Source organism: Nonomuraea sp. SBT364 (assembly GCF_001083785.1).
Taxonomy (GTDB): Bacteria; Actinomycetota; Actinomycetes; order Streptosporangiales; family Streptosporangiaceae; genus Nonomuraea.
In genome coordinates this window covers 1-19,547 of the sequence record NZ_LAVL01000157.1, presented here as the reverse complement: position 1 = coordinate 19,547, position 19,547 = coordinate 1, and the positions used below count along the sequence as shown (strand labels likewise).

At 71.7% G+C, this 19,547-nt stretch carries 14 protein-coding genes and 1 pseudogene; 5 read left to right on the top strand and 10 right to left on the bottom strand.

The window, feature by feature from the left end:
- Positions 1-260, bottom strand: a pseudogene (locus ADY59_RS38920) (methyltransferase domain-containing protein); the annotation flags it as partial.
- A gap of 228 nt (positions 261-488) precedes the next feature.
- Here ADY59_RS38920 and ADY59_RS38915 point away from each other — a divergent pair.
- A complete protein-coding gene (locus tag ADY59_RS38915) occupies positions 489-1,730 on the top strand; it encodes a cytochrome P450 (protein ID WP_049573644.1) in 1,242 nt (413 codons plus the stop codon).
- Between the two features lie 40 nt (positions 1,731-1,770).
- On the opposite strand, the gene ADY59_RS38910 is transcribed toward ADY59_RS38915, so the two are convergent.
- Positions 1,771-2,565: an FHA domain-containing protein gene (locus ADY59_RS38910; RefSeq protein WP_082310733.1), complete on the bottom strand. Its 795-nt coding sequence runs from the start codon at positions 2,563-2,565 to the stop codon at positions 1,771-1,773.
- An 88-nt stretch (positions 2,566-2,653) separates the two neighbouring features.
- Here ADY59_RS38910 and ADY59_RS47805 point away from each other — a divergent pair, with 88 nt between their 5' ends.
- Together ADY59_RS47805 and ADY59_RS38900 are read left to right on the top strand one after the other, a co-directional pair.
- Complete coding sequence (locus ADY59_RS47805; RefSeq protein WP_053175538.1) at positions 2,654-4,636, top strand: WD40 repeat domain-containing serine/threonine protein kinase; 1,983 nt, start codon at positions 2,654-2,656, stop codon at positions 4,634-4,636.
- A 61-nt stretch (positions 4,637-4,697) separates the two neighbouring features.
- Positions 4,698-5,096, top strand: a complete 399-nt coding sequence (locus ADY59_RS38900; RefSeq protein WP_156325984.1) for a hypothetical protein — start codon at positions 4,698-4,700, stop codon at positions 5,094-5,096.
- A gap of 363 nt (positions 5,097-5,459) precedes the next feature.
- On the opposite strand, the gene ADY59_RS38895 is transcribed toward ADY59_RS38900, so the two are convergent.
- Positions 5,460-6,278 (bottom strand): GNAT family N-acetyltransferase, encoded by an 819-nt coding sequence (locus ADY59_RS38895; RefSeq protein ID WP_063780919.1) that lies wholly within the window; start codon positions 6,276-6,278, stop codon positions 5,460-5,462.
- A gap of 194 nt (positions 6,279-6,472) precedes the next feature.
- Entirely contained in the window at positions 6,473-8,137 is a 1,665-nt protein-coding gene (locus tag ADY59_RS38890) for a hypothetical protein (RefSeq protein ID WP_049573636.1), read from the bottom strand.
- A gap of 448 nt (positions 8,138-8,585) precedes the next feature.
- Here ADY59_RS38890 and leuS point away from each other — a divergent pair, with 448 nt between their 5' ends.
- Positions 8,586-11,039: a leucine--tRNA ligase gene (leuS, locus tag ADY59_RS38885; protein WP_049573633.1), complete on the top strand. Its 2,454-nt coding sequence runs from the start codon at positions 8,586-8,588 to the stop codon at positions 11,037-11,039.
- A gap of 3 nt (positions 11,040-11,042) precedes the next feature.
- Here leuS and ADY59_RS38880 read toward each other — a convergent pair whose 3' ends face one another.
- Positions 11,043-12,011 carry a TIGR03557 family F420-dependent LLM class oxidoreductase gene (locus tag ADY59_RS38880; RefSeq protein ID WP_049573630.1) on the bottom strand — a complete coding sequence of 323 codons (969 nt, stop codon included), beginning with the start codon at positions 12,009-12,011 and terminating at the stop codon, positions 11,043-11,045.
- A 50-nt stretch (positions 12,012-12,061) separates the two neighbouring features.
- Positions 12,062-12,484 (bottom strand): hypothetical protein, encoded by a 423-nt coding sequence (locus ADY59_RS38875; RefSeq protein ID WP_049573627.1) that lies wholly within the window; start codon positions 12,482-12,484, stop codon positions 12,062-12,064.
- A 90-nt stretch (positions 12,485-12,574) separates the two neighbouring features.
- Between ADY59_RS38875 and ADY59_RS38870 the strand changes: the two genes are divergently transcribed.
- A complete protein-coding gene (locus tag ADY59_RS38870) occupies positions 12,575-15,727 on the top strand; it encodes a S41 family peptidase (protein WP_049573624.1) in 3,153 nt (1,050 codons plus the stop codon).
- A 30-nt stretch (positions 15,728-15,757) separates the two neighbouring features.
- On the opposite strand, the gene ADY59_RS38865 is transcribed toward ADY59_RS38870, so the two are convergent.
- From ADY59_RS38865 to lexA, 4 genes are all read right to left on the bottom strand, one after another.
- Complete coding sequence (locus ADY59_RS38865) at positions 15,758-16,435, bottom strand: NPCBM/NEW2 domain-containing protein (protein WP_049573623.1); 678 nt, start codon at positions 16,433-16,435, stop codon at positions 15,758-15,760.
- A 39-nt stretch (positions 16,436-16,474) separates the two neighbouring features.
- Positions 16,475-17,488: a MalY/PatB family protein gene (locus ADY59_RS38860; protein ID WP_082310734.1), complete on the bottom strand. Its 1,014-nt coding sequence runs from the start codon at positions 17,486-17,488 to the stop codon at positions 16,475-16,477.
- Positions 17,489-17,612: 124 nt separating this feature from the next.
- A complete protein-coding gene (locus tag ADY59_RS38855; protein WP_063780918.1) occupies positions 17,613-17,999 on the bottom strand; it encodes a DoxX family protein in 387 nt (128 codons plus the stop codon).
- A 633-nt stretch (positions 18,000-18,632) separates the two neighbouring features.
- A complete protein-coding gene (lexA, locus tag ADY59_RS38850) occupies positions 18,633-19,340 on the bottom strand; it encodes a transcriptional repressor LexA (RefSeq protein ID WP_049573615.1) in 708 nt (235 codons plus the stop codon).
- Positions 19,341-19,547: the final 207 nt, after the last annotated feature.

Here is a 19,547-nt window from a genome sequence, read left to right as displayed (position 1 = left end):
GGGTGAGGAAGGGCGCGGGCGGCGGCGGAGAGGCGGCGCAGGGCGGGGCGGCCGTGGCCGACCCCGTCCACCACGGCCGCCACCAGCAGCACGTCGTCGGCCGTCCGCAGCCCCAGCAGCCCGGGCCCGGAGTCGGCCGCGTCGAACCAGACCTCGCGATGGCGCAACCCGCGGACGGAGCCGAGCCCGGATCGGTGGATCTCAGCTGCGACCAGGGGTTCGATGCCACGCACCGCCCTGGCCACGGCAAGGGTGTGCACGTGTCCTTCTCCCATGTAGCGACCCCGGACGGTGGAAGGCCGTCCGGCATCGCCGGCGGTGGGTCGTCCGCGACCCGCCGGCGGTGGCTACCCGAGGAGGAAGAAGAACGTCATGCCGGCCACCGTAGCCACCGCGCCGCCCGGCCCGCCACCCAATTTCCGGCCACGTACGTACGGTGTACGTCGAAAGCATTGACGTACCCGCCCCGAGGCTCGAATGATGGCCCCATGAGCGTCGTTGACTTCGACCTGTCCGACCGCGACTTCTGGGCCAGGCCCATGGCCGAGCGCAGGGAGGCGTTCGACCGGCTGCGCGGCCTGGACAGCCCGGCCTTCTTCGAGGAGCCCGAGATCTCCTTCGCCCCCCGGGGCCCCGGCTACTACGCGCTGGTGCGCCACGCCGACATCCTGGAGGCCAGCCGGGCTCCCGAGGTGTTCTCGTCGGGCCAGGGCGGCGCGACGAACATCCCGGACATGCCCGCGGAGTTCACCGAATACTTCGGCTCGATGATCAACATGGACGACCCCCGGCACGCCCGCCTGCGCCGGATCGTCTCACGCGCGTTCACGCCGAAGATGATCAAGCAGTTCGAGGCCGACGTGGAGTCCGCCGCCGTGAAGATCGTCGACGACCTGCTGGCCAAGGGGCCCGGCTGCGACTTCGTCACCGAGGTCGCCGCCCGGCTGCCGCTGAAGATCATCTGCGACATGATGGGCATCCCGGAGCGCGACTACGGGTTCGTCTTCGACCGCTCGAACATCATCCTCGGCGGCTTCGACCCCGAATACACCGGCCCCGACCTCAACCAGCTCGCCGAGCGGCTGCTCACCGCCGGCATGGAGCTCCAGCAGCTCGTCCAGGACCTGGCCGCGCACCGCGCCGACCACCCCACGGGCGACCTGACCTCGTCCCTGGTCAACGCCAACATCGACGGCGAGCAGCTCACCCTTCAGGAGCTCGGCTCGTTCTTCATCCTGCTCGTCGTGGCCGGCAACGAGACCACCCGCAACGCGATCTCGCACGGCCTGCGCCTGCTCACCACGAACCCCGGCCAGCGCGCGCTGTGGCTGGAGGACCCGGAGGCCCGCACCGCCACGGCCGTCGAGGAGATCGTCCGCCTGGCCGCACCGGTCAACTTCATGCGCCGCAAGGTCACCCGCGACCACGTGATGAACGGCCACCTCTACCGCAAGGGCGAGAAGGTCGTCCTGTACTACTGGGCGGCCAACCGCGATCCGGAGGTGTTCGAGGACCCCGAGCGGTTCGACATCACCCGCCACCCGAACCCGCACGTCGGCTTCGGCGGGCCCGGGCCGCACTTCTGCCTCGGCGCCCACCTGGCCCGCCGCGAGATCACGGTGATGTTCCGCGAGCTGCTGCGCCGCGTCCCCGGCATCGAGGGCGGCAGCCCCGACCGGCTGCACTCCAGCTTCATCAACGGGATCAAGCACATGGAGTGCACCTTCTAGCGGCGCACCACCGTTCCGACCCCGACGCCGGCTGGGCGCGCTACACGCCGGGACCGGGCTCGTCGAGCAGCCGGAGGTCGGCCGGGCTGATGGTGGCGCTGGCCAGCAGGGCGATGATCAGGTTGTGGTTGAGCGTGTTGCCGATCGGCGGCGGGATCTCCTCCTCCAGGAGTCCGGGCACGCGGGCGCTGAGCCGCAGGCGTGTCCGGGTGACGATGTGGGCCGCCCGTTTGGCGGTCCACCGTTCGGCAGGACGGACGCGGCCGAGCTCGTCGGCGACCTGGGCCCAGGTCAGCGGCTGCGGCCACGGCTCGGGCCGGAGGTAGCGCTGCCCCAGGCAGACCAGGACCAGGCGTTCGGCAGGGCTCAGCGGGTGTCCCGCCGGCTCGCGGGTGTCGGCCTCCTGCCGGGTCCGGCTGACCGGGGCCGGTGGCCTCATGACGATCCGCACTTCGAGCAGGTGCTCCTGCTGGGGTGCGACGATGAACAGCGGGGTGTACGCCTCGGGCAACGCCACGTGGTGCCGGGTGAGCACCATCCGCCCTCGTGGCAGGCGGATGGGCAGGTTGCCGAGGTTGTGCAGCACCCACCGCCCATCCTGGCGGGTGATGGACCCTTGCCGCCGGCTGACGTAGGGGTCGTCGGGGCCGACGCAGACGTGGACGTCCGGCTCGCACCGCCCGAACACCACATCGAACCCGGCATCGGGCGCGACGCGGATCCCGCCGTTGACGCCCCGGACGTACAGGGTGCCCGGCAGCGCGTCGGAGAGGTTCGCGGAATCCTCCGGCAGGAGGTCGACCTTGCTCGCGGCCCCGCGCATCGTCCCCGCCATGTCACCGATCCTCTCCGCCCGCCTTCGAGGCAGTCAACCGTGGAAGTCAGGCTTGTCAACGATCTCCCGCATGGGATCACAATGGCTCATGGCTGACTTCGGACCGCTCATCCCCGGTGACCCTGAGCAGATGGGCGGCTTGGAACTCCTCGGCCGGCTGGGCCACGGGGGACAGGGCGTGGTCTACCTCGCCAGAACCCCCATGGACGTTCGCGTGGCCGTCAAGTGGCTCAATCCGCCCGACGACGAGGAGAGCGTCGAGCGCTTCGTGCGGGAGGCGGAGGTCGCCCGGCGGGTGGCGCCGTTCTGCACCGCGGCCGTCCTGAGCACCGGCGTCGAGCAGGGGCGGCCGTACATCGTCAGCGAGTACGTCGAAGGCCGCTCGCTGGATCGGGTCGTCGGCGAGGACGGCCCCCTCACGGGCGGGGACCTGGAGCGGCTGGCCATCGGCACCGCCACCGCGCTCGCCGCCATCCACGAGGCCGGCGTGGTGCACCGGGACTTCAAGCCGGGCAACGTCATCATGGGCGTCGGCGGCCCGCGCGTGATCGACTTCGGCATCGCCCGCACGCTCGGCCCGGCCACCATGACCAGCAGCACCCAGATCGGGACACCGGCCTACATGGCGCCCGAACAGATCATGGGACACGGCCTGAGCCCCGCGGCCGACATGTTCTCCTGGGCCGGCACGATGATCTTCGCCTCCTGCGGACGGGCGCCGTTCGGCGCCGACTGGACACCGGCCGTGTTGCACCGGGTGCTCAACGATCGGCCCGATCTCGGCCTGCTCGACGAACGGCTGGCCGACCTGGTGCGGCAGTGCCTGGACAAGGAGCCGAAGAACCGGCCGGTCGCCATGGAGGCCATCGCGCGGCTGGTCCGCAACCCGGAACCGGGCACGAAGCAGGGCACGGACCCGGGCACGGAGCAGGGCACGGGCGCGCTCGCGGAGGGAGCCGGGCAGGCCACGCCGGGCAGCGTCGCGCGGACCGGCCGCGCGAGGCCGTCGCGCACGTCGCTGCTCGTCCTCGCCGGGGCGGTGATCACCGTGGCGGCCGTGGCGGCCGCGACGGTGGTGCCCGGCTGGCTGCGGTCGCCCACGCCGACCGGCGTAAGCCCGGCGACCGTGCCGGCGCGGCAGGCCACCGCGCGGGCCACCCCGGTCGAGGTCCCGCTTCCCGGGGGCGCGATCACGCTCTACGAGAGCCCGTCCGACCCGATCACGCTGACCGCGTACGAGGTCCACGACGACAAGCTCGACGAGGACGTCGACTATGCCAGGCAGTCGTTACGGGGCGCGTTCGACGTGTATCCGGACAACGTGGATTCGCTGGTCTCTCCCGACGGCCGCTATCTCGCGGGCCGGCCGGAGGACTACACCTCCGACGGCTACGACTCGATCCTCATCACCGACCGGCAGAAGGGGGCGAGCTTCCGGGTCAGGACCGTGCGCGAACCGCAGGACGCCAGCATCCGCGCCTGGTCCAAGGACAGCTCGAAGATCCTGCTCAACGTCAACAGGAAGATCGAGAACGAGCAGGGCAAGGACGTCTGGACCACCCTGGGCTTCGCCGTCCTGGACGTGGCCGGGGGCCGGGTCCGGGTGACCGAGGTGGCCGACGACTCGATCCGGAACGGCGACTTCGGCTGGGACGGCGACGAGCGAGGAGTGATCGCCGTCTCCGGCAAGGACGAGGCGCTGCGCTTCTTCGACATCTCCGGCAACCGTACGAGAGACCTCCCCGGCGTCGGGCCGCCGGCGTCCGGCACCGTCGACCTCTTCTCACCCTCGGGCAGGATGTTCTCGACCGACTGCCCCGGCGGGGACGACGGGGATCACTGCGTCTGGGACACGGCCACCGGCAAGCGGTCGCACACGTTCTCCTCCGACTGCGACAAGGTGCTCGGCTGGTACGACGAATCGCACCTGTACTGCTGGGAGTACGACAACGGCGCCAACGACGAGGTTCGCGTCGTGGCGTTCGACGGCAAGCTGGTGCGCAGGCTGCTGGAGGCGGACGACAAGCTGGAGGTCGCCCCCTACTTCACGATCAATCCTGACCGTTCGTGATCACTCCGGGACGGCCCCCGGCTCGGGACCCCTCCCGGCGCGATGCCGGTATAACGGCCGCATGCCTGTCGAAGGGAAGACCATGCTCAGGATGACCATCACCGCCCTGACCCTCGCATGCGCCGTGGTCGTGCCGCCGGCGGTCGCCGCGGCCCCGGCCGCCGCCACGGGCAAGCCCACCTATCGCGGCTGTTACGACGGGAAGTGCAAGTTCACCTTCTCCGACCCCGTCAGCTTCCGCATCTCCAAGAAGCGCTACGGCTTCTCCAGGGTGTACGTGTCGAAGGAGTACGTCGGCGGCATCTTCAACCAGGACATGGTCGTCGTCCGGGCGCCCGGCATCAACACCTCCCTGGGCGAGGGCGCCCGGGGAAGCATGCGGACGAACGGCAAGAACACCCTGTCCTTCCGCGTCCTGGCCATCACCAGCCAAGGAGCCACGATCCGTTTCACCGGATGACCCTTGACCGGCATGCGCCCGGATCCCGGCCGGGGCCCTGCTCGGCCGGCACAGGCTGCGCAGGCGCTGCTGGTCGGCGTCGGTGTGGGCCAGGCACTCATGTTCGGGCCCTCGGTGGGGCGATGATCGCGGACGTTCCGCCGGCCTCCGCGGGAGCGGCCTCAAGGGTGCTCAACACCACGCAACAGGCCGCGATGGGACGGGCCGTCGAGCGGACGCCCGCATCCTCCCGCTTCCTCTGGTCGCCACCTGGCTGAAGTGGATGTGGGCCAGCTCCCCGTGTTCTCCCCGTGGGCGAGAGCCGCGTTCGACGTCCTCGATCCTCGGGAGTCCGGCGGCCGGGCGGATCGCCGCCGCGAGCGGTCAGCCCATGGAGATGAGGATGGGCGCGACGTATCGCCTGCGGTCGCCCGGGTGCCGGTGGGCGCCGCGGACCATCGTCGGCAGGGCCGAGGGTCCCTCGGCGGGCCCCAGCCCGGTGAGCCACGGGCGCAGGCCCGGGTAGGCGTCCAGCAGGTCGATCCGCACCTCGCGGTCGGCGCCGTGAGCGGCGGCCAGGATGAGCTCGCGGGCGGCTTCCTCGGAAGGCGCGACCACGGGGCCGATGACTCGGTGGGGGCCGGCGTTCCAGGCCACGGCGAAGCCGCCGTCGGTGACGACCGTGCGCTCGGCCATGGACAGCAGGGCGGCCAGCGCCTTGCTGCGGTCGGCCCCGGTGACCTCGGCGTCCAGGGCTGGGAGCGCGGCGTGGTCGTCCGGTGTGGCCACGCGGACCGCGGACGTCGACGCCGTCCCCCGCATCGGCCCCATGGCGATCGTCAGGCTTCCCGTCGGCCGGAAGCCCAGCCGCTCGTAGACGGGGCGCCCGAAGCGGGTCGCGGTCAGCTCCACGACGCGGTCCCCGGCGACCTCCAGGGCATGCTCCATCAGCCGGGTGCCCAGCCCCTGCCTGCCGTACCTGTCGGCGACCAGCATCATGCCGACGGCGACCAGCGAGTCGCCGTAAGGCGTCACCACGACGCACCCGGCCAGGCCGTCCCCGTCGGCCGCGTCGACGGCGTAGACCTCGCCCACCTCGAACATCAACCGCCATTTGGCCTCGTCGGTGGCCCAACCGCGATCACCCTCGAGCCGCCGGCACAGGGGCAGGTCCTCGGGACGGAGAAGTCGGATATCGCTCACAGGCGAGAACCTACATCCCGCGCGGTCCCCAGCAGCGACTCAACCAGCACGAGACGGGCATCAGACGGGGGCTGACGTGCGGCGAGCCGCAGCGCACGCCGTTCAGGACGGCCCCGGACCCGGCGCCGATCGCACGGTTTCCCGTGTCGCGCAGAGCCGGCTGCGTGCCGGCCGGGGCAGGAACGGCGTTGGTTCTAGCCCTGGGCGGTCGCCTTCAGCCGGTTGATCACGGTGTTGATGTCGGGGCGCAGGTTGTTGCCCTCCTCCGGCACCGACATGTACACGACCGCCGGCAGCTCGCCGCCCGTGTCGAGCGCGGCCGTGACGATGGTGGCCTTCTCGGTGGCGGAGGTGAGCGCGTACGCGATGAGCATGCCCTTGGCGTCGCCCACGGTGAGATCCTGCTGGGCGATCTTCTTGACCTTGTTGGGCGTCGCGAACAGCCGCTTGCGCGCGTCGACCACGACCGCCTTGATCGCCGGCTCCAGCCGGCCGGGCGTGTAGGAAGAGGCCAGCTTCGCCGGCAGCGGGCCGGTGAGCACCTGCGCGGCGAGGTCGGTGCCGACCATCGCGTACTGGCGGGTCTCGAAGCCGTACGTGCCCTTCACCGTGGGCCGCTCGTCGAGCCGCCAGGTGCCGCCGAGCCGCGGGACGGTGATGCCGGCGGCGGCGTCGGGCAGCGTGCCCACCGTCCCCGACGCCTCACCCCGGAACTTCGGCAGCCGGGGGATCGTCGTGGCCGTCTTGCCGGTGTTCGGCGGGGTCTTCGAGGTCTCCTGCGTGGCCGGGGGTGTGGCCGCCGGCTCCTTGCCGGCCAGCGGGCCCGCGAGGAACGCCCACAGCAGCCCGGCGACCAGCGCGATGGCGACCGAGCCGGCCAGCGCGTAGATCCAGATGGGCTTGCCCTCCTCCAGCGTCTCGGGCTCGCCCATCGCGTTGTAGTCGTCGCCGAAGACGGTGTCCCAGAGTTCCTGCTGGCGCTCGGGGGGAGGAGTGCGCGAGCCGCTGATCTGACCGGCCGTCACGAACGGGCGGTCCGGGTCGGACGGGTCACGGCTCAGGTTCGAGCCCGGCCTGCCGTGCTGGGACTGGTGCTGGGACTGGTGCTCGGGCTGCTGCGGCTGCTGGTGCTGGGCCTGCGGCTGGTGCTGGTGCGGCGGCTGCTCGGGCCGGAGCGGCTGCTGCCGGAGGTCGGCCGCGGGGGAAGCCTGGGCCTGTGCCATGGCCTGCGCCTGGGAGTACGTGATCGTGTGCTCGTCGGCGGCCCGCGAGGTCGGCACCACCGGCTGGTCGGGCGGAGGCGCGCTGTAGGGCGCGTCCAGCGGCGAGGGCGCGTGGTGGCGCGGCGCCTGACCGGCGGACTCCTGCGGCGGCCAGGCGTCCTGCGACGGCCGCGCGGCGTGGGCGGCGGTGTCCTGCGGCTGGGCGGCGAGGTCGTGCTGGGGCCAGGGGGCCGGGGAGCTGAGATTCGACCAGGCGCCCGGCGGTGCGGGCGGCGCTTCGGACCACGCGGGCGCCGGCTCGGCGGGCTGCCCGGCGGCGGGCCACGACGTCGGCACCGGCTCACCGCCCGGCTGAGCCTCGTGCCGGGGGGCGTCGTGCCGGGAGGGCTGGGCGTCGGGGCGGGTGGCGTCCGCCCAGGAGAACTGCTGGTCCGGCTGGGAGGTCCTGCCGGGCGGCTCGGGCCAGCCGGCGGCGGGCGGCGCGTCGGGCCAGGACGGGGGAGGCGCCTCGGGCCAGGCGGTGGGCGGCTGCTGGGCCGCCGGGGGCGACTCGGGCCAGGAGGTGGGGACGTCCTCGCGCGGGGCCTCGGGCCAGGACGGTGGCAGGTGAGGTGCTCCGGAATGCTCCGTTGCCATTGCTGCCGGCCCTCCTGTGGTTATGCCCGGATTCGACGTGCTGTGCATGATCTCATGGGATTTTCCAGGAGACTCAGCCGACTCCGCAGGGAAACGGGCGAAGCCGTGCGGATCGGTCGGCGGATCCTGCAGGGGCAGGTCGGCCTCCGAACGTTCCGGCTCAGCTGAATGCACCACGGCGACGAGAGTATTCTAAAGGGACATATGAGGTCACAACGGATCTATCACCATCAGGTCTCACCGGACCTGAAGCCTCCATTGTGCCCGCCTGCGCCGATCGAGCGCCTGCATTCGGTTCAAGAGGTGCGCTAGGCTTGACCTATGCGTTCCGCGACCCTGCTTCTTAGCGGGCCGCGACGGCCCTGAAGATCTCGCCGTCGCGGCTGCCCCTCGTCCTGCATACGAGGGGTTTTTCTATGGGTCCGAGTCGATCAGAAGGACAACCGCCGTGAGTGAGTACGATCCGCAGGCGCTGCAGGCCAAGTGGCAGCAGCGATGGGAGGAACTGGACCCGTTCCGGGCGGGCGAGGACGCCGCCGACACCCGGGAGCGGCGCTACATGCTCGACATGTTCCCCTACCCCTCCGGCGACCTCCACATGGGCCACGGCGAGGTGTTCGCGATCGCCGACGTGGTGGCGCGCTACTGGTTCCAGCGCGGCTACAACGTCCTGCACCCCATCGGCTGGGACTCCTTCGGCCTGCCCGCCGAGAACGCGGCCATCAAGCGCAACGCGCACCCCGCCGAGTGGACCTACGCCAACATCGAGACGCAGGCCAACTCGTTCAAGCGCTACGGCATCTCCTTCGACTGGTCGCGCCGCCTGCACACCAGCGACGCCGACTACTTCCACTGGAACCAGTGGCTGTTCAACCGCTTCTTCGAGCGCGGCCTGGCCTACCGCAAGGGCGGCCTGGTCAATTGGTGCCCCAACGACCAGACCGTGCTGGCCAACGAGCAGGTCGTGGCCGGCAAGTGCGAGCGGTGCGGGGCCGACGTCGTCAGGCGCGAGCTGACGCAGTGGTATTTCAAGATCACTGACTACGCGCAGCGCCTGCTGGACGACATGGACCAGCTGGAGGGCGGCTGGCCCGAGCGCGTCATGACCATGCAGCGCAACTGGATCGGCCGCTCCGAGGGCGCCGACGTGCTGTTCGAGATCGAGGGCCGCGACGAGCCGGTGCACGTCTACACCACGCGCCCCGACACGTTGTTCGGCGCCACGTTCTTCGTGGTCGCCGTCGACGCCGCGCTGGCCGACGAGATCGTCACCGACGAGCAGCGCCCGGCGTTCGAGGCCTACCGCGCGGAGGTCGCCAAGCTGAGCGACATCGAGCGGCTGTCCACCGAGAAGGAGAAGACCGGCGTCTTCCTGGGCCGCCACGCGATCAACCCGGTCAACGGCGAGCGCATTCCGGTCTGGGCCGCCGACTACGTGCTGTCCGACTACGGCCACGGCGCCATCATGGCCGTGCCCGCGCACGACCAGCGCGACCTGGACTTCGCGCGCAAGTTCGAGCTGCCGGTCAAGGTCGTCGTGCACACCGGGCTGGCCGACCCCGGCGAGACCGGCGAGGCCACGCCCGGCGAGGGCCGGCTGGTCAACTCCGGCCCGCTCGACGGCCTGACCAAGGCCGAGGCCATCGCCAAGATCATCGAGATCCTGGAGGTCGACGGCAGGGGCACCGGCGCGGTCAACTTCCGGCTGCGCGACTGGCTGCTGTCGCGGCAGCGCTTCTGGGGCACGCCGATCCCGATCATCCACTGCGGCGACTGCGGCGAGGTCCCCGTCCCCGACGAGCAGCTGCCCGTCACGCTGCCCGACCTGCGGGGCGAGGCGCTCTCGCCCAAGGGCGTGTCCCCGCTGGCCAGCGCCACCGACTGGGTCAACGTCGAGTGCCCCAAGTGCGGCGGCCCCGCCAGGCGCGACACCGACACCATGGACACCTTCGTCGACTCGTCCTGGTACTTCCTGCGCTACTGCTCGCCGGGTTACACCGAGGGCCCGTTCGACGTCGAGCAGGTCCGCAAGTGGGGCCCGATCGACCAGTACGTGGGCGGCGTCGAGCACGCGGTGCTGCACCTGCTGTATTCGCGCTTCTTCACCAAGGTCCTGCACGACATGGGCATGGTGAACTTCACCGAGCCGTTCCTGCGCCTGCTCAACCAGGGCCAGGTGATCAACGGCGGCAAGGCGATGTCGAAGTCCCTGGGCAACGGCATCGACCTGGGCCGGCAGATCGACGACTTCGGCGTCGACGCGGTCCGGCTGACCATGGTGTTCGCCGGCCCGCCGGAGGACGACATCGACTGGGCCGACGTGTCGCCGGCGGCGTCGCAGAAGTTCCTGGCCCGCGCCTTCCGGGTGATGGACGAGACGGCCAGCGAGCCGGGCGTCTCCTTCGACGGCGGCGACCTGGAGCTGCGCAAGGTCACCCACCGGACCATCGACGAGGTCACCAAGCTGGTCGAGTCCTACCGCTTCAACGTCGCCGTGGCGCGGCTGATGGAGCTGACCACGGCCGCCCGCCGGGCGATCGACTCCGGCCCCGGCGCGGCCGACCCGGCGGTGCGCGAGGCCGCCGAGACGCTGGCGGTCATGCTGTCGCTGGTCGCCCCCTACACGGCCGAGGAGGGCTGGGAGCGGCTGGGTCACACCGGCGGCACCGTCGCCAAGGCGGGCTGGCCGGTCGCCGACCCGGCGCTGCTGGTGCAGGAGTCGGTCACCTGCGTCGTGCAGGTCGCGGGCAAGGTGCGCGAGCGGCTGGAGGTCTCGCCCGACATCTCCGAGGACGAACTGCGTGAGCTGGCCCTGGCCTCGGAGAAGGTCCAGGGCTACCTGCAGGGCACCCCGCGCAAGGTGATCGTGCGGGCGCCGAAGCTGGTCAACATCGTCCCCTGAGGCTCACAGGCGGCGCAACGCCGGCAGGAGTTCCTTCTCCGCCCACGCGAAGAAGGGCTCCTGCTGGTCGGCGCCGATCTGCACCAGCGCGACGTGGGTGTAGCCGCCGTCGAGATACGCGCGCACCGACTCCACGACCGCGTCCACGTCAGCGCCGCAGGGCACGCTCCGGGCGACGTCCTCGGGCCGTACGGTGGAGGCGGCGGCGTCGAAGTTGACCGGGCCCGGCAGCTCGGCCATGACCTTCCAGCCGCCGACCCCCGACCAGCGCCAGAGCCTGTGCGCGCGTTCCCTGGCGGCCTCGGCGTCGGTGTCGTAGGAGAGCGCGAGCTGCCCGTACACCGGCTTGCCGGAGCCCCCGGCGTCGGCGAACGTGCGCACCACGTCCGGCATCGGGTCGTTGATGACCAGGATGTCCCCGTACTCGGCGGCGAGCTGCGCCGACCTCGACCCCGAGGCGGCGATGGCGATCCGCACCGGGTCGTCCGGCAGGTCGTACAGCTTGGCCGAGTCCACGTCGTAGAACTCGCCCTGGTAGGTGACGTAGCCGCCGCTGAACAGCTCGCGGATGATCTGCACGGCCTCGCGCAGCATGCGGTGCCGGGTGTCGGCCGACGGCCAGCCCTCGCCGATCACGTGCTCGTTGAGGTTCTCGCCCGCGCCCAGGCCCAGTGTGAAGCGGCCGTTGCTCAGCACGCCCATCGTGGCCGCCTTCTGCGCCACCACCGCGGGGTGGTAACGCATGATCGGGCAGGTCACGTACGTCATCAGCGGCAGTCGCGCGGTGGCCTGGGCGGCCGCGCCGAGCACCGACCAGGCGTAGGGCGAGTGGCCCATCTCCTCGACCCATGGGAAGTAGTGGTCGGAGATGACCGCGTAGTCGAAGCCTGCCTGCTCGGCCCGCGCCGCGAAGTCGACGAGCTGCCGGGCGGGGGTCTGCTCGCACATCAAGGTGTAGCCGAATTCTGCCATGTTGTCCGGACTACCCGGCTTCACACAGGCTAGCTACCGCCCAGCGGAGATCAATGATGGTCCGCCAGCTCCTCCACCACCAGGCCGAGCGCGATGCCGAGCAGCCAGATGTCCTTGACGATGCCGATGCCCTCCTGCGAGGGACGCAGGCTGCCCTCCTGGCGCAGGCCGGGCGTCTTCAGGTAGAGCCCGATCAGCCCGCCCGCGAACCCCGTCAGCGCGACCCCCGCCACCAGCGAAGGCACCACCGGGAGCAGCAGCGCCGTGCCGAGCGCGATCTCGGCCTTCGACAGCAGCCTGACGAACCGCCGAGGGTCCAGTTTGCGCAGGAACGGATAGGGGACCGTGGCCATCCCGTGCACCCCGGCGGCGGTCTGCTCGTCGGCGTGCGCCTTGGACAGCCCCGAGTTCAGGATGATCGCGCCGGCGGCGAGGCGGGGCGGCATCTGGTGAGCGCGTGCGCAGAGTCTCATGCTCTGCTCCTGCCCCTGACGTGCACGGCTGTCCGCTGAGCGCGGAAATTATCCGCTACCGTTCGATGGGCTGCGCATTAGTGTTCAGCTGTGACAACTGGCGCTTACCTGAGATACCCGCACCTAAACGGTGACCTCGTCACCTTCGTCGCCGACGACGATGTCTGGCTCGCCCCCGTGACGGGCGGCAGGGCGTGGCGGTTCACCGCCGACCGGACGCCCGTCTCGGCCCCGCGTTTCTCCCCCGACGGCAGCCGCCTCGCCTGGACCAGCTCCCGCGAAGGCGCCCCCGAGGTGTTCGCGGCCGAGCTCGACGGCGGGGAAGGCGAGCGGCTGACCCACTGGGGCACGGCCGGCACCCAGGCACGCGGCTGGAGCGACGACGGCAGGGCACGCGCGATCAGCGCCACCGGCGAGGGCGGGCGCATCAGGACGTGGGCGTACGAGATCCCGCTCGACGGCGGCCCCGCCACCCGCCTGCCGTACGGCTGGGTGAGCGATGTGGCCACCAGCGGCGACCGGGTCGTCACCGTCTCGCCGATGTGGCGCGAGCCGTCAGGCTGGAAGCGCTACCGGGGCGGCACCGCGGGCAAGATCTGGGTCGACGCCGACGGCTCCGGCGAGTTCACCCGGCTGTTCGCCGACAGCGCCGCCCAGCACTGGGCCGCCATGTGGGTCGGCGACCGGATCGCCTTCCTCGCCGACACCGACGGCACCGGCAACCTCTACTCCGCCCTGCCCGACGGCTCCGACCTGCGCCGGCACAGCTCCCACGAGGAGTTCTACGCCCGCCACGCCGCCACCGACGGCGAGCGCGTCATCTACTCACACGCCGGCGACCTGTGGCTGCTGGAAAGCCTGGACGCCGAGCCGTACCCGCTGGACGTCCGGCTCGGCGGGCCTCGGCCGGCCCGCGCCCGGCGGCCCGCGCCCGCCCGCGTCGGCGGCTTCTCGCCCGACACCTCAGGGCGGGCGAGCGCCGTCGAGATCCGCGGCACCGCCCACTGGCTCACCCACCGCGACGGCCCCGCCGGCGCACTGCGCGTCGAGCCCGGCGTGCGCGTCCGGCTGCCGCGCGCGCTCGGCTCCGACGGCAGGGCCGTCTGGGTGTCCGACGCCACCGGCGAGGACGGCCTGGAGATCGGCACGCCCGGCGGCGAGATCCGCACGCTGGCCGCCGGCGAGCTGGGGCGCGTCCTCGACCTGGAGGCCGCCCCCGACGGCAAGCACGCCGCCGTCGCCACCCACGACGGCCGCCTGCTGGTCGCCGACCTGGAGACCGGCGACCTGCGCGAGCTGGACCGCACCGGCTACGGCGACATCAGCGGGCTGACGTTCTCCCCCGACTCCGCCTGGCTCGCCTGGGTGCACCCGCACCACGAGCCGCTGTCGCAGATCAAGATGGGCCGCCTCGACGGCACCTCCGTCATCGAGGTGACGCCGCTGCGCTTCGCCGACTTCGACCCGGTCTTCACCAAGGACGGGAAGCATCTGGCCTTCCTGTCGGTGCGCACCTTCGATCCCGTCTACGACGCGCACGTGTTCGACCTGTCGTTCCCCGCCGGGTGCCGGCCGTACATCGTGCCGCTGCGGGCGGGCACGCCGTCCCCGTTCGACCCGAGCCTCCAGGGGCGCGGCTTCAACGGCGAGGACGACCACCCGTCCCCGGAGGAGAAGAAGGACAAGGACGACGCGCCGCCGCGCACCGAGGTCGACCCCGAGGGGCTGGCCTCCCGCGTGGTGCCGGTGCCGGTGCCCGCCGCCCGCTACGGCAACCTGCGCACCGCCAAGGACGCGCTGCTGTGGCTGCGCTACCCGCTGTCCGGCAGGCTCGGCGACGGCACCGAGCAGACCGGCGACGTCGTCCTGGAGCGCTACGACCTGGGCAAGCGCGCCAAGTCTGAGCTGGGCAAGGAGGTGCGCGCCTTCGAGGTCAGCGGCGACGGCTCCCGCCTGGTCCTCAACGGCAAGAACGGGCTGCAGACCCGCTCGGCCGGCGAGGGCGACGAGGTCGTCACCATCGAGCTCGACCGGGTCGCCGTCCAGCTCGACCCGGTCGCCGAGTGGCGCCAGGGCTACCGCGAGGCCGGTCGGCTCATGCGCGACCACTTCTGGCGCGCCGACATGAACGGCGTCGACTGGCAGGCCGTCCTCGACCGCTACGCGCCGCTGGTCGAGCGGATCGGCGCCCACTCCGAGCTGGTCGACCTGCTGTGGGAGGTGCAGGGCGAGCTCGGCACCTCGCACGCCTACGCGATCGCCAACGGCTCGCCCGTCGACCCGCGCCGCCGCCAGGGCCTGCTCGGCGCCGACCTGGCCCGCGACGACGACGGCGTGTGGCGCGTGACCCGCATCCTGCCCGGGGAGACCTCCGACCACGACGCCCGCTCGCCGCTGCTCGCGCCCGGTGTCGCCGTCCGCGCCGGTGACGCGCTCGTCGCCGTCAACGGCCGCCCCGTCGACCCGGTACGCGGACCGCTGCCCCTCCTGGCGGGCACCGCCGGTCAGCCCATCGAGCTGACCGTACGACCCGGCACCGGCGGCGACCCGCGCAAGGTCGTGGTGACGCCGATCTCCGACGAGACCCGGCTGCGCTACCACGACTGGGTGGAGAACCGGCGGGCGTTCGTCCGCGAGGCGTCCGGCGGGCGGCTCGGCTATCTGCACGTGCCCGACATGGTGGCCTCCGGCTGGGCGCAGTTCCACCGCGACCTGCGTACCGAGATGGCCCACGAGGGGCTCGTCGTGGACGTGCGCGAGAACGGCGGCGGGCACGTCTCCGAGCTGGTGCTGGAGAAGCTGTCACGCCGGGTCACCGGCTGGATCCAGGTGCGTGGCAACCAGCCGATGCGCTACCCGGAGGACTCGCCGCGCGGCCCCATCGTGACCGTCACCGACGAGTTCGCCGGCTCCGACGGCGACATCGTCAGCGCCGGCATCAAGAACCGCGCCATCGGCCCGCTCGTCGGCGTCCGCACATGGGGCGGCGTCATCGGCATCGACTCCCGCTACGCGCTGGTCGACGGCACCGTCGTGACCCAGCCGCGCTACTCGTTCTGGCTGGAGGGCCACGGTTGGGGGGTGGAGAACCACGGCGTCGACCCGGACGTCGAGGTCGTCATCACCCCGCAGGACCGCACCGCCGGCCGCGACCCGCAGCTGGAGAAGGCGGTCGAGCTCGCACTGGCCGCCCTGGCGCAGAACCCGGCGGCCACCGCCCCGGAACTGCCGCCGCTGCCCTGACCGGACGCGTACGACCGGATGGGGCGGCCCTCACGACACGCGGGGGTCGCCCCACACGGCGGTCGACCTGAAACAGGTGTCGGCCTCCGTCCGCAGGATGAGCGTGCTCGCCCTGCTGAGCCGCACGTCCATCGTCGCGGGCCGCCTGAGCTGGGAGGCGACCGAACCGACCTGCTCGTCGGAGTCGGCCAGGCCGTCCTCGTCCTCGTCGGCGAACACGCTGAAGGTCACCGCCTCCTCGCTGTTCTCCGCCTCGGCCAGCCCCACCGTGGTCCTGAACCGCTGGTATTCCTTGCCGAGCGAGAAGACCGTCGTCGCCGTGCCGCCGCCGCACTCGGTGGCGAAGCCGAGGCTGTGCTGATACGCCTGGCCGCCGACCCGCTGCGTGCCCGTGGTCGGCGGTGACCCGGTCGGGGTGAGGGTGTCCAGGAAGAGGGCGCCGTCCGTGAGTGTGGTCCGCTCCGCGTCAGGCGCCGGGCTCGCCGTCTCCGTGACGGTCGCCGTCGCGGTGACCGTCACCGTGACCGCCGGGGACGGCGTCGTCTCGGCCGCCTGGCTGGCCCCCTGGTCCTTGCCCGCCAGGTAGGTCAGGACCGCCACCAGCACGCCCGCCAGCCCGGTGATCACCGCGGCCAGGATCTGCCCGTTGCGGCCCTCACGCGCGGCCTTGACCGCAGGGTCGGCGTCGTCGCGCGGCTGGGTCGGCATTCGTCCTCGGCAGGGGCTACGCGGAGTGAGGGAAGGCGATCATAGCGCCACCTGGGCGATCCTACGCAGGATCTCCTCCACAACGGGCTCGGTGGTGGCGAAGTTCAGCCGCGCGAACGTCTCGCCGCCCGGCCCGAACGCCGCGCCGTCGCTCAGCAGCACCTTGGCCTCCCGCTCCAGCACCTCGGCCATCCCCGGCCGGCCGTAGCCCAGCCATGCCAGGTACGTGGCCTCCGGGAGGCGGTACGTGACGCCCTCCGGCAGCCGGGACGCGATCGTGTGCCGGTTGCGGTCGAGCAGCGCGCGCGTCTCCTCCAGCCAGGCGTCGCCGTGCCGCCACGCGGCGACCGTCGCCTCCACACCGAACACACTCGGCGACCCGAACACGAACTCCGGCTGCGCGTCGAGCGCCTTGCGCGCCTGCTGCGCGCCGACGTGCGCGACCGAGCAGCGGATGCCGCCCAGGTTGAACGCCTTGGTGGCCGAGGTCACGGTGACGGTCCGGCCGGGCAGGATCGTGGCGAAGGGGATGTGCCGGTGCGGCTCGTACACCAGGTCCGCGTGGATCTCGTCCGAGATCACGAGCAGGTCGTGCCGCTCCGCGAGCCCGGCCAGCTCCTCCAGCTCCGCCCTCGTGAACACCCGGCCGGTCGGGTTGTGCGGGTTGACCAGCAGCAGGACCCGGCATCCGGTCAGGTCCGGCACCTCGAACCGCCACGAGTCGCCGTCCGGCACCATGGGAATGGACCGCAGGGGGCGGTCCATCGACTCCAGCGTGCCGAGGAACGGATGGTAGGCCGGGGTGTGCAGCGCCACCGCGTCACCCGGCTCCGTGCATACGTGCAGCAGCACCTGAAGGGCCTGGTTGAGGTCGGAGTACGAGCGGACCAGGCCGGGGTCCGCGGCCCAGCCGAACCGGGTGGCCATCCGTTCCGCGAACGCCTCCGCCAGCGGCTCGCACTGAGGACTGTCGAGCCACAGCGGGTAGCCCAGGTCTCCGCCGGCCCGGCGGCGCAGCGCCTCGCGCACCTCCGGGGCGGTGGGGATGTCCATGTCAGCCACCCAGGCGGGGATCACGCCCGGGCCGGCTTTCGCCCACTTCAATCCGTCGTTGGATGCCTTGAAGTCTTTGCCAACGAATGCGTCGCTCACCCGATCAGTGTAGGAACACGGCCTTTCATGCGGTTGAGCCGGTCCGGCGCAACAGCTTCGCCGTACTCCGCCGGCGCCCCCACGCGATCACGGCGCTCACCACGAGCAGGGCCAGCGGCAGCACCACGCCGCCGCCCGACACGAACGCCTCCGTCACGGCCGCGCCCGCCATCAGCCCCACGAACGCCAGCCCGGCGAGCCCCGCCAGCCGCGGCACCAGCAACGCCACCGCCCCGGCCACCTCCAGCACCCCCACCAGGTAACGGAACCAGTCACCCCAGCCGATCGCCTCGAACGTGGACGCCGCCGGCTCCGCGCCGCCGAACTTCGCCAGCGCGCTCATGACGAACCAGCCCGCCGCGACCACCTGCAGCACCCACAGGGCGGCACTGCCTACCTTGCGCTTGTCCATGCACCCGACGCTACGAACCATCCCCGCGTCAAGGAATCGCCCTGCCTACCGGCCCAGGGTGCACCTAGATGCACTTACGGGCCCGCCCGTGGCACAGAGGGCGGCGAGGTCCAGCTCGCACCCGCCGACGACCCCTGGCGAGGAGAGCGAATGCGATCCACCTTGCGCCCCCACGCAGCCCAACCCGGCCGTCCACCCCCGGGCCCACATCGACGAACTGACGCACCGCACCTGGGCCCGCACCTGCCTCTGCGCCCGGGCCCGCGCCTGCACTTGGGCCTGCACTTGGCCCGCGCCTGCACTTGGGCCTGCGCCTGGGCCCGCACTTGGGCCCGCATCTGGGCCCGCGCCTGGGCCTGCATCTGGGCCCGCATCTGGGCCTGCGTCTGGGGTTTAGCGTGTGCTCTGACACGCCCCGCAGTCACTTCTGCGGCGCGGCCCACGCCCACCCGAGCCTGTGCCGACGTGCGTCGTCAGGCATGTCGTGGGCATGCCAATGCACCCCGCCGCTGTGGCCACGGGGTGTGGGGCCTGGCTTGCTGGCCGCGGGTGTAGGAGGGGCACCCGCGGCCGTGCGAAGGGGGGTCGGCCGGGTTGTGCCCGCGTTTGACGGGCACTCGCGGTCGCGTGGGGTCAGAGGCGGCGCAGGACCGCTACGACCTTGCCCAGGACGCTGGCCTCGTCGCCGGGGATCGGCTCGTAATTGGGGTTGTGCGGCACCAGCCAGACGTGGCCGTCCTTGCGCTTGAAGGTCTTGACCGTGGCCTCGCCCTCGATCATGGCGGCCACGATGTCGCCGCTCTCGGCGACCGGCTGCTGGCGGACCACGACCCAGTCACCGTCGGCGATGGCGGCGTCGATCATCGAATCACCGGCGACCTGCAGCAGGAACAGCGTGCCCTCGCCGACCAGCTGCTTGGGCAGGGCGAAAACGTCCTCGACGCTCTCCTCGGCCAGGATCGGGCCACCGGCGGCGATGCGGCCCACGAGCGGGACGTAAGCGGCGGTGGGCCGGCTGACGGGCGAATCGTCAGTGGCCGCGTCAGGATCGACCCAGAGCACCGGCTCGCCCGGCAGGCGAACCTCGAGCGCGCGCGGGCGGTGTGGGTCACGCCGCAGATAGCCCTTGCGCTGCAGGGCGGTCAACTGGTGCGACACGCTGGACGTGCTCGTCAACTGCACGGCCTCGCCGATTTCGCGCATGGACGGGGGATAGCCGCGCTGCTGCACCGAGTCGCGGATCACCTCAAGGATCTTGCGCTGCCTCGGGGTCAGCCCCAGGGAGTCACGTCGGCGCACCGCGAGGTCGGTGACCCCGTTTGCGTCGTCCCGCTCGCTCATGCTCTGCCTCCTCGCCCGGCGGGCCGCCTCACCGGCGCCCCTCCCGGTCCGTGGTCTTGATGTCGCACACAGCGACCGTATCGCTCTTGAAGATCATCTTCAAACAATTGTTCGAGTCTTCCTCGAAATCGGTCGCGGCGTGGTGTACAACATCGTACGGGAGTTCGATCGACATCGTGTTCGATATGCCGATCTTTATGTGGCCCG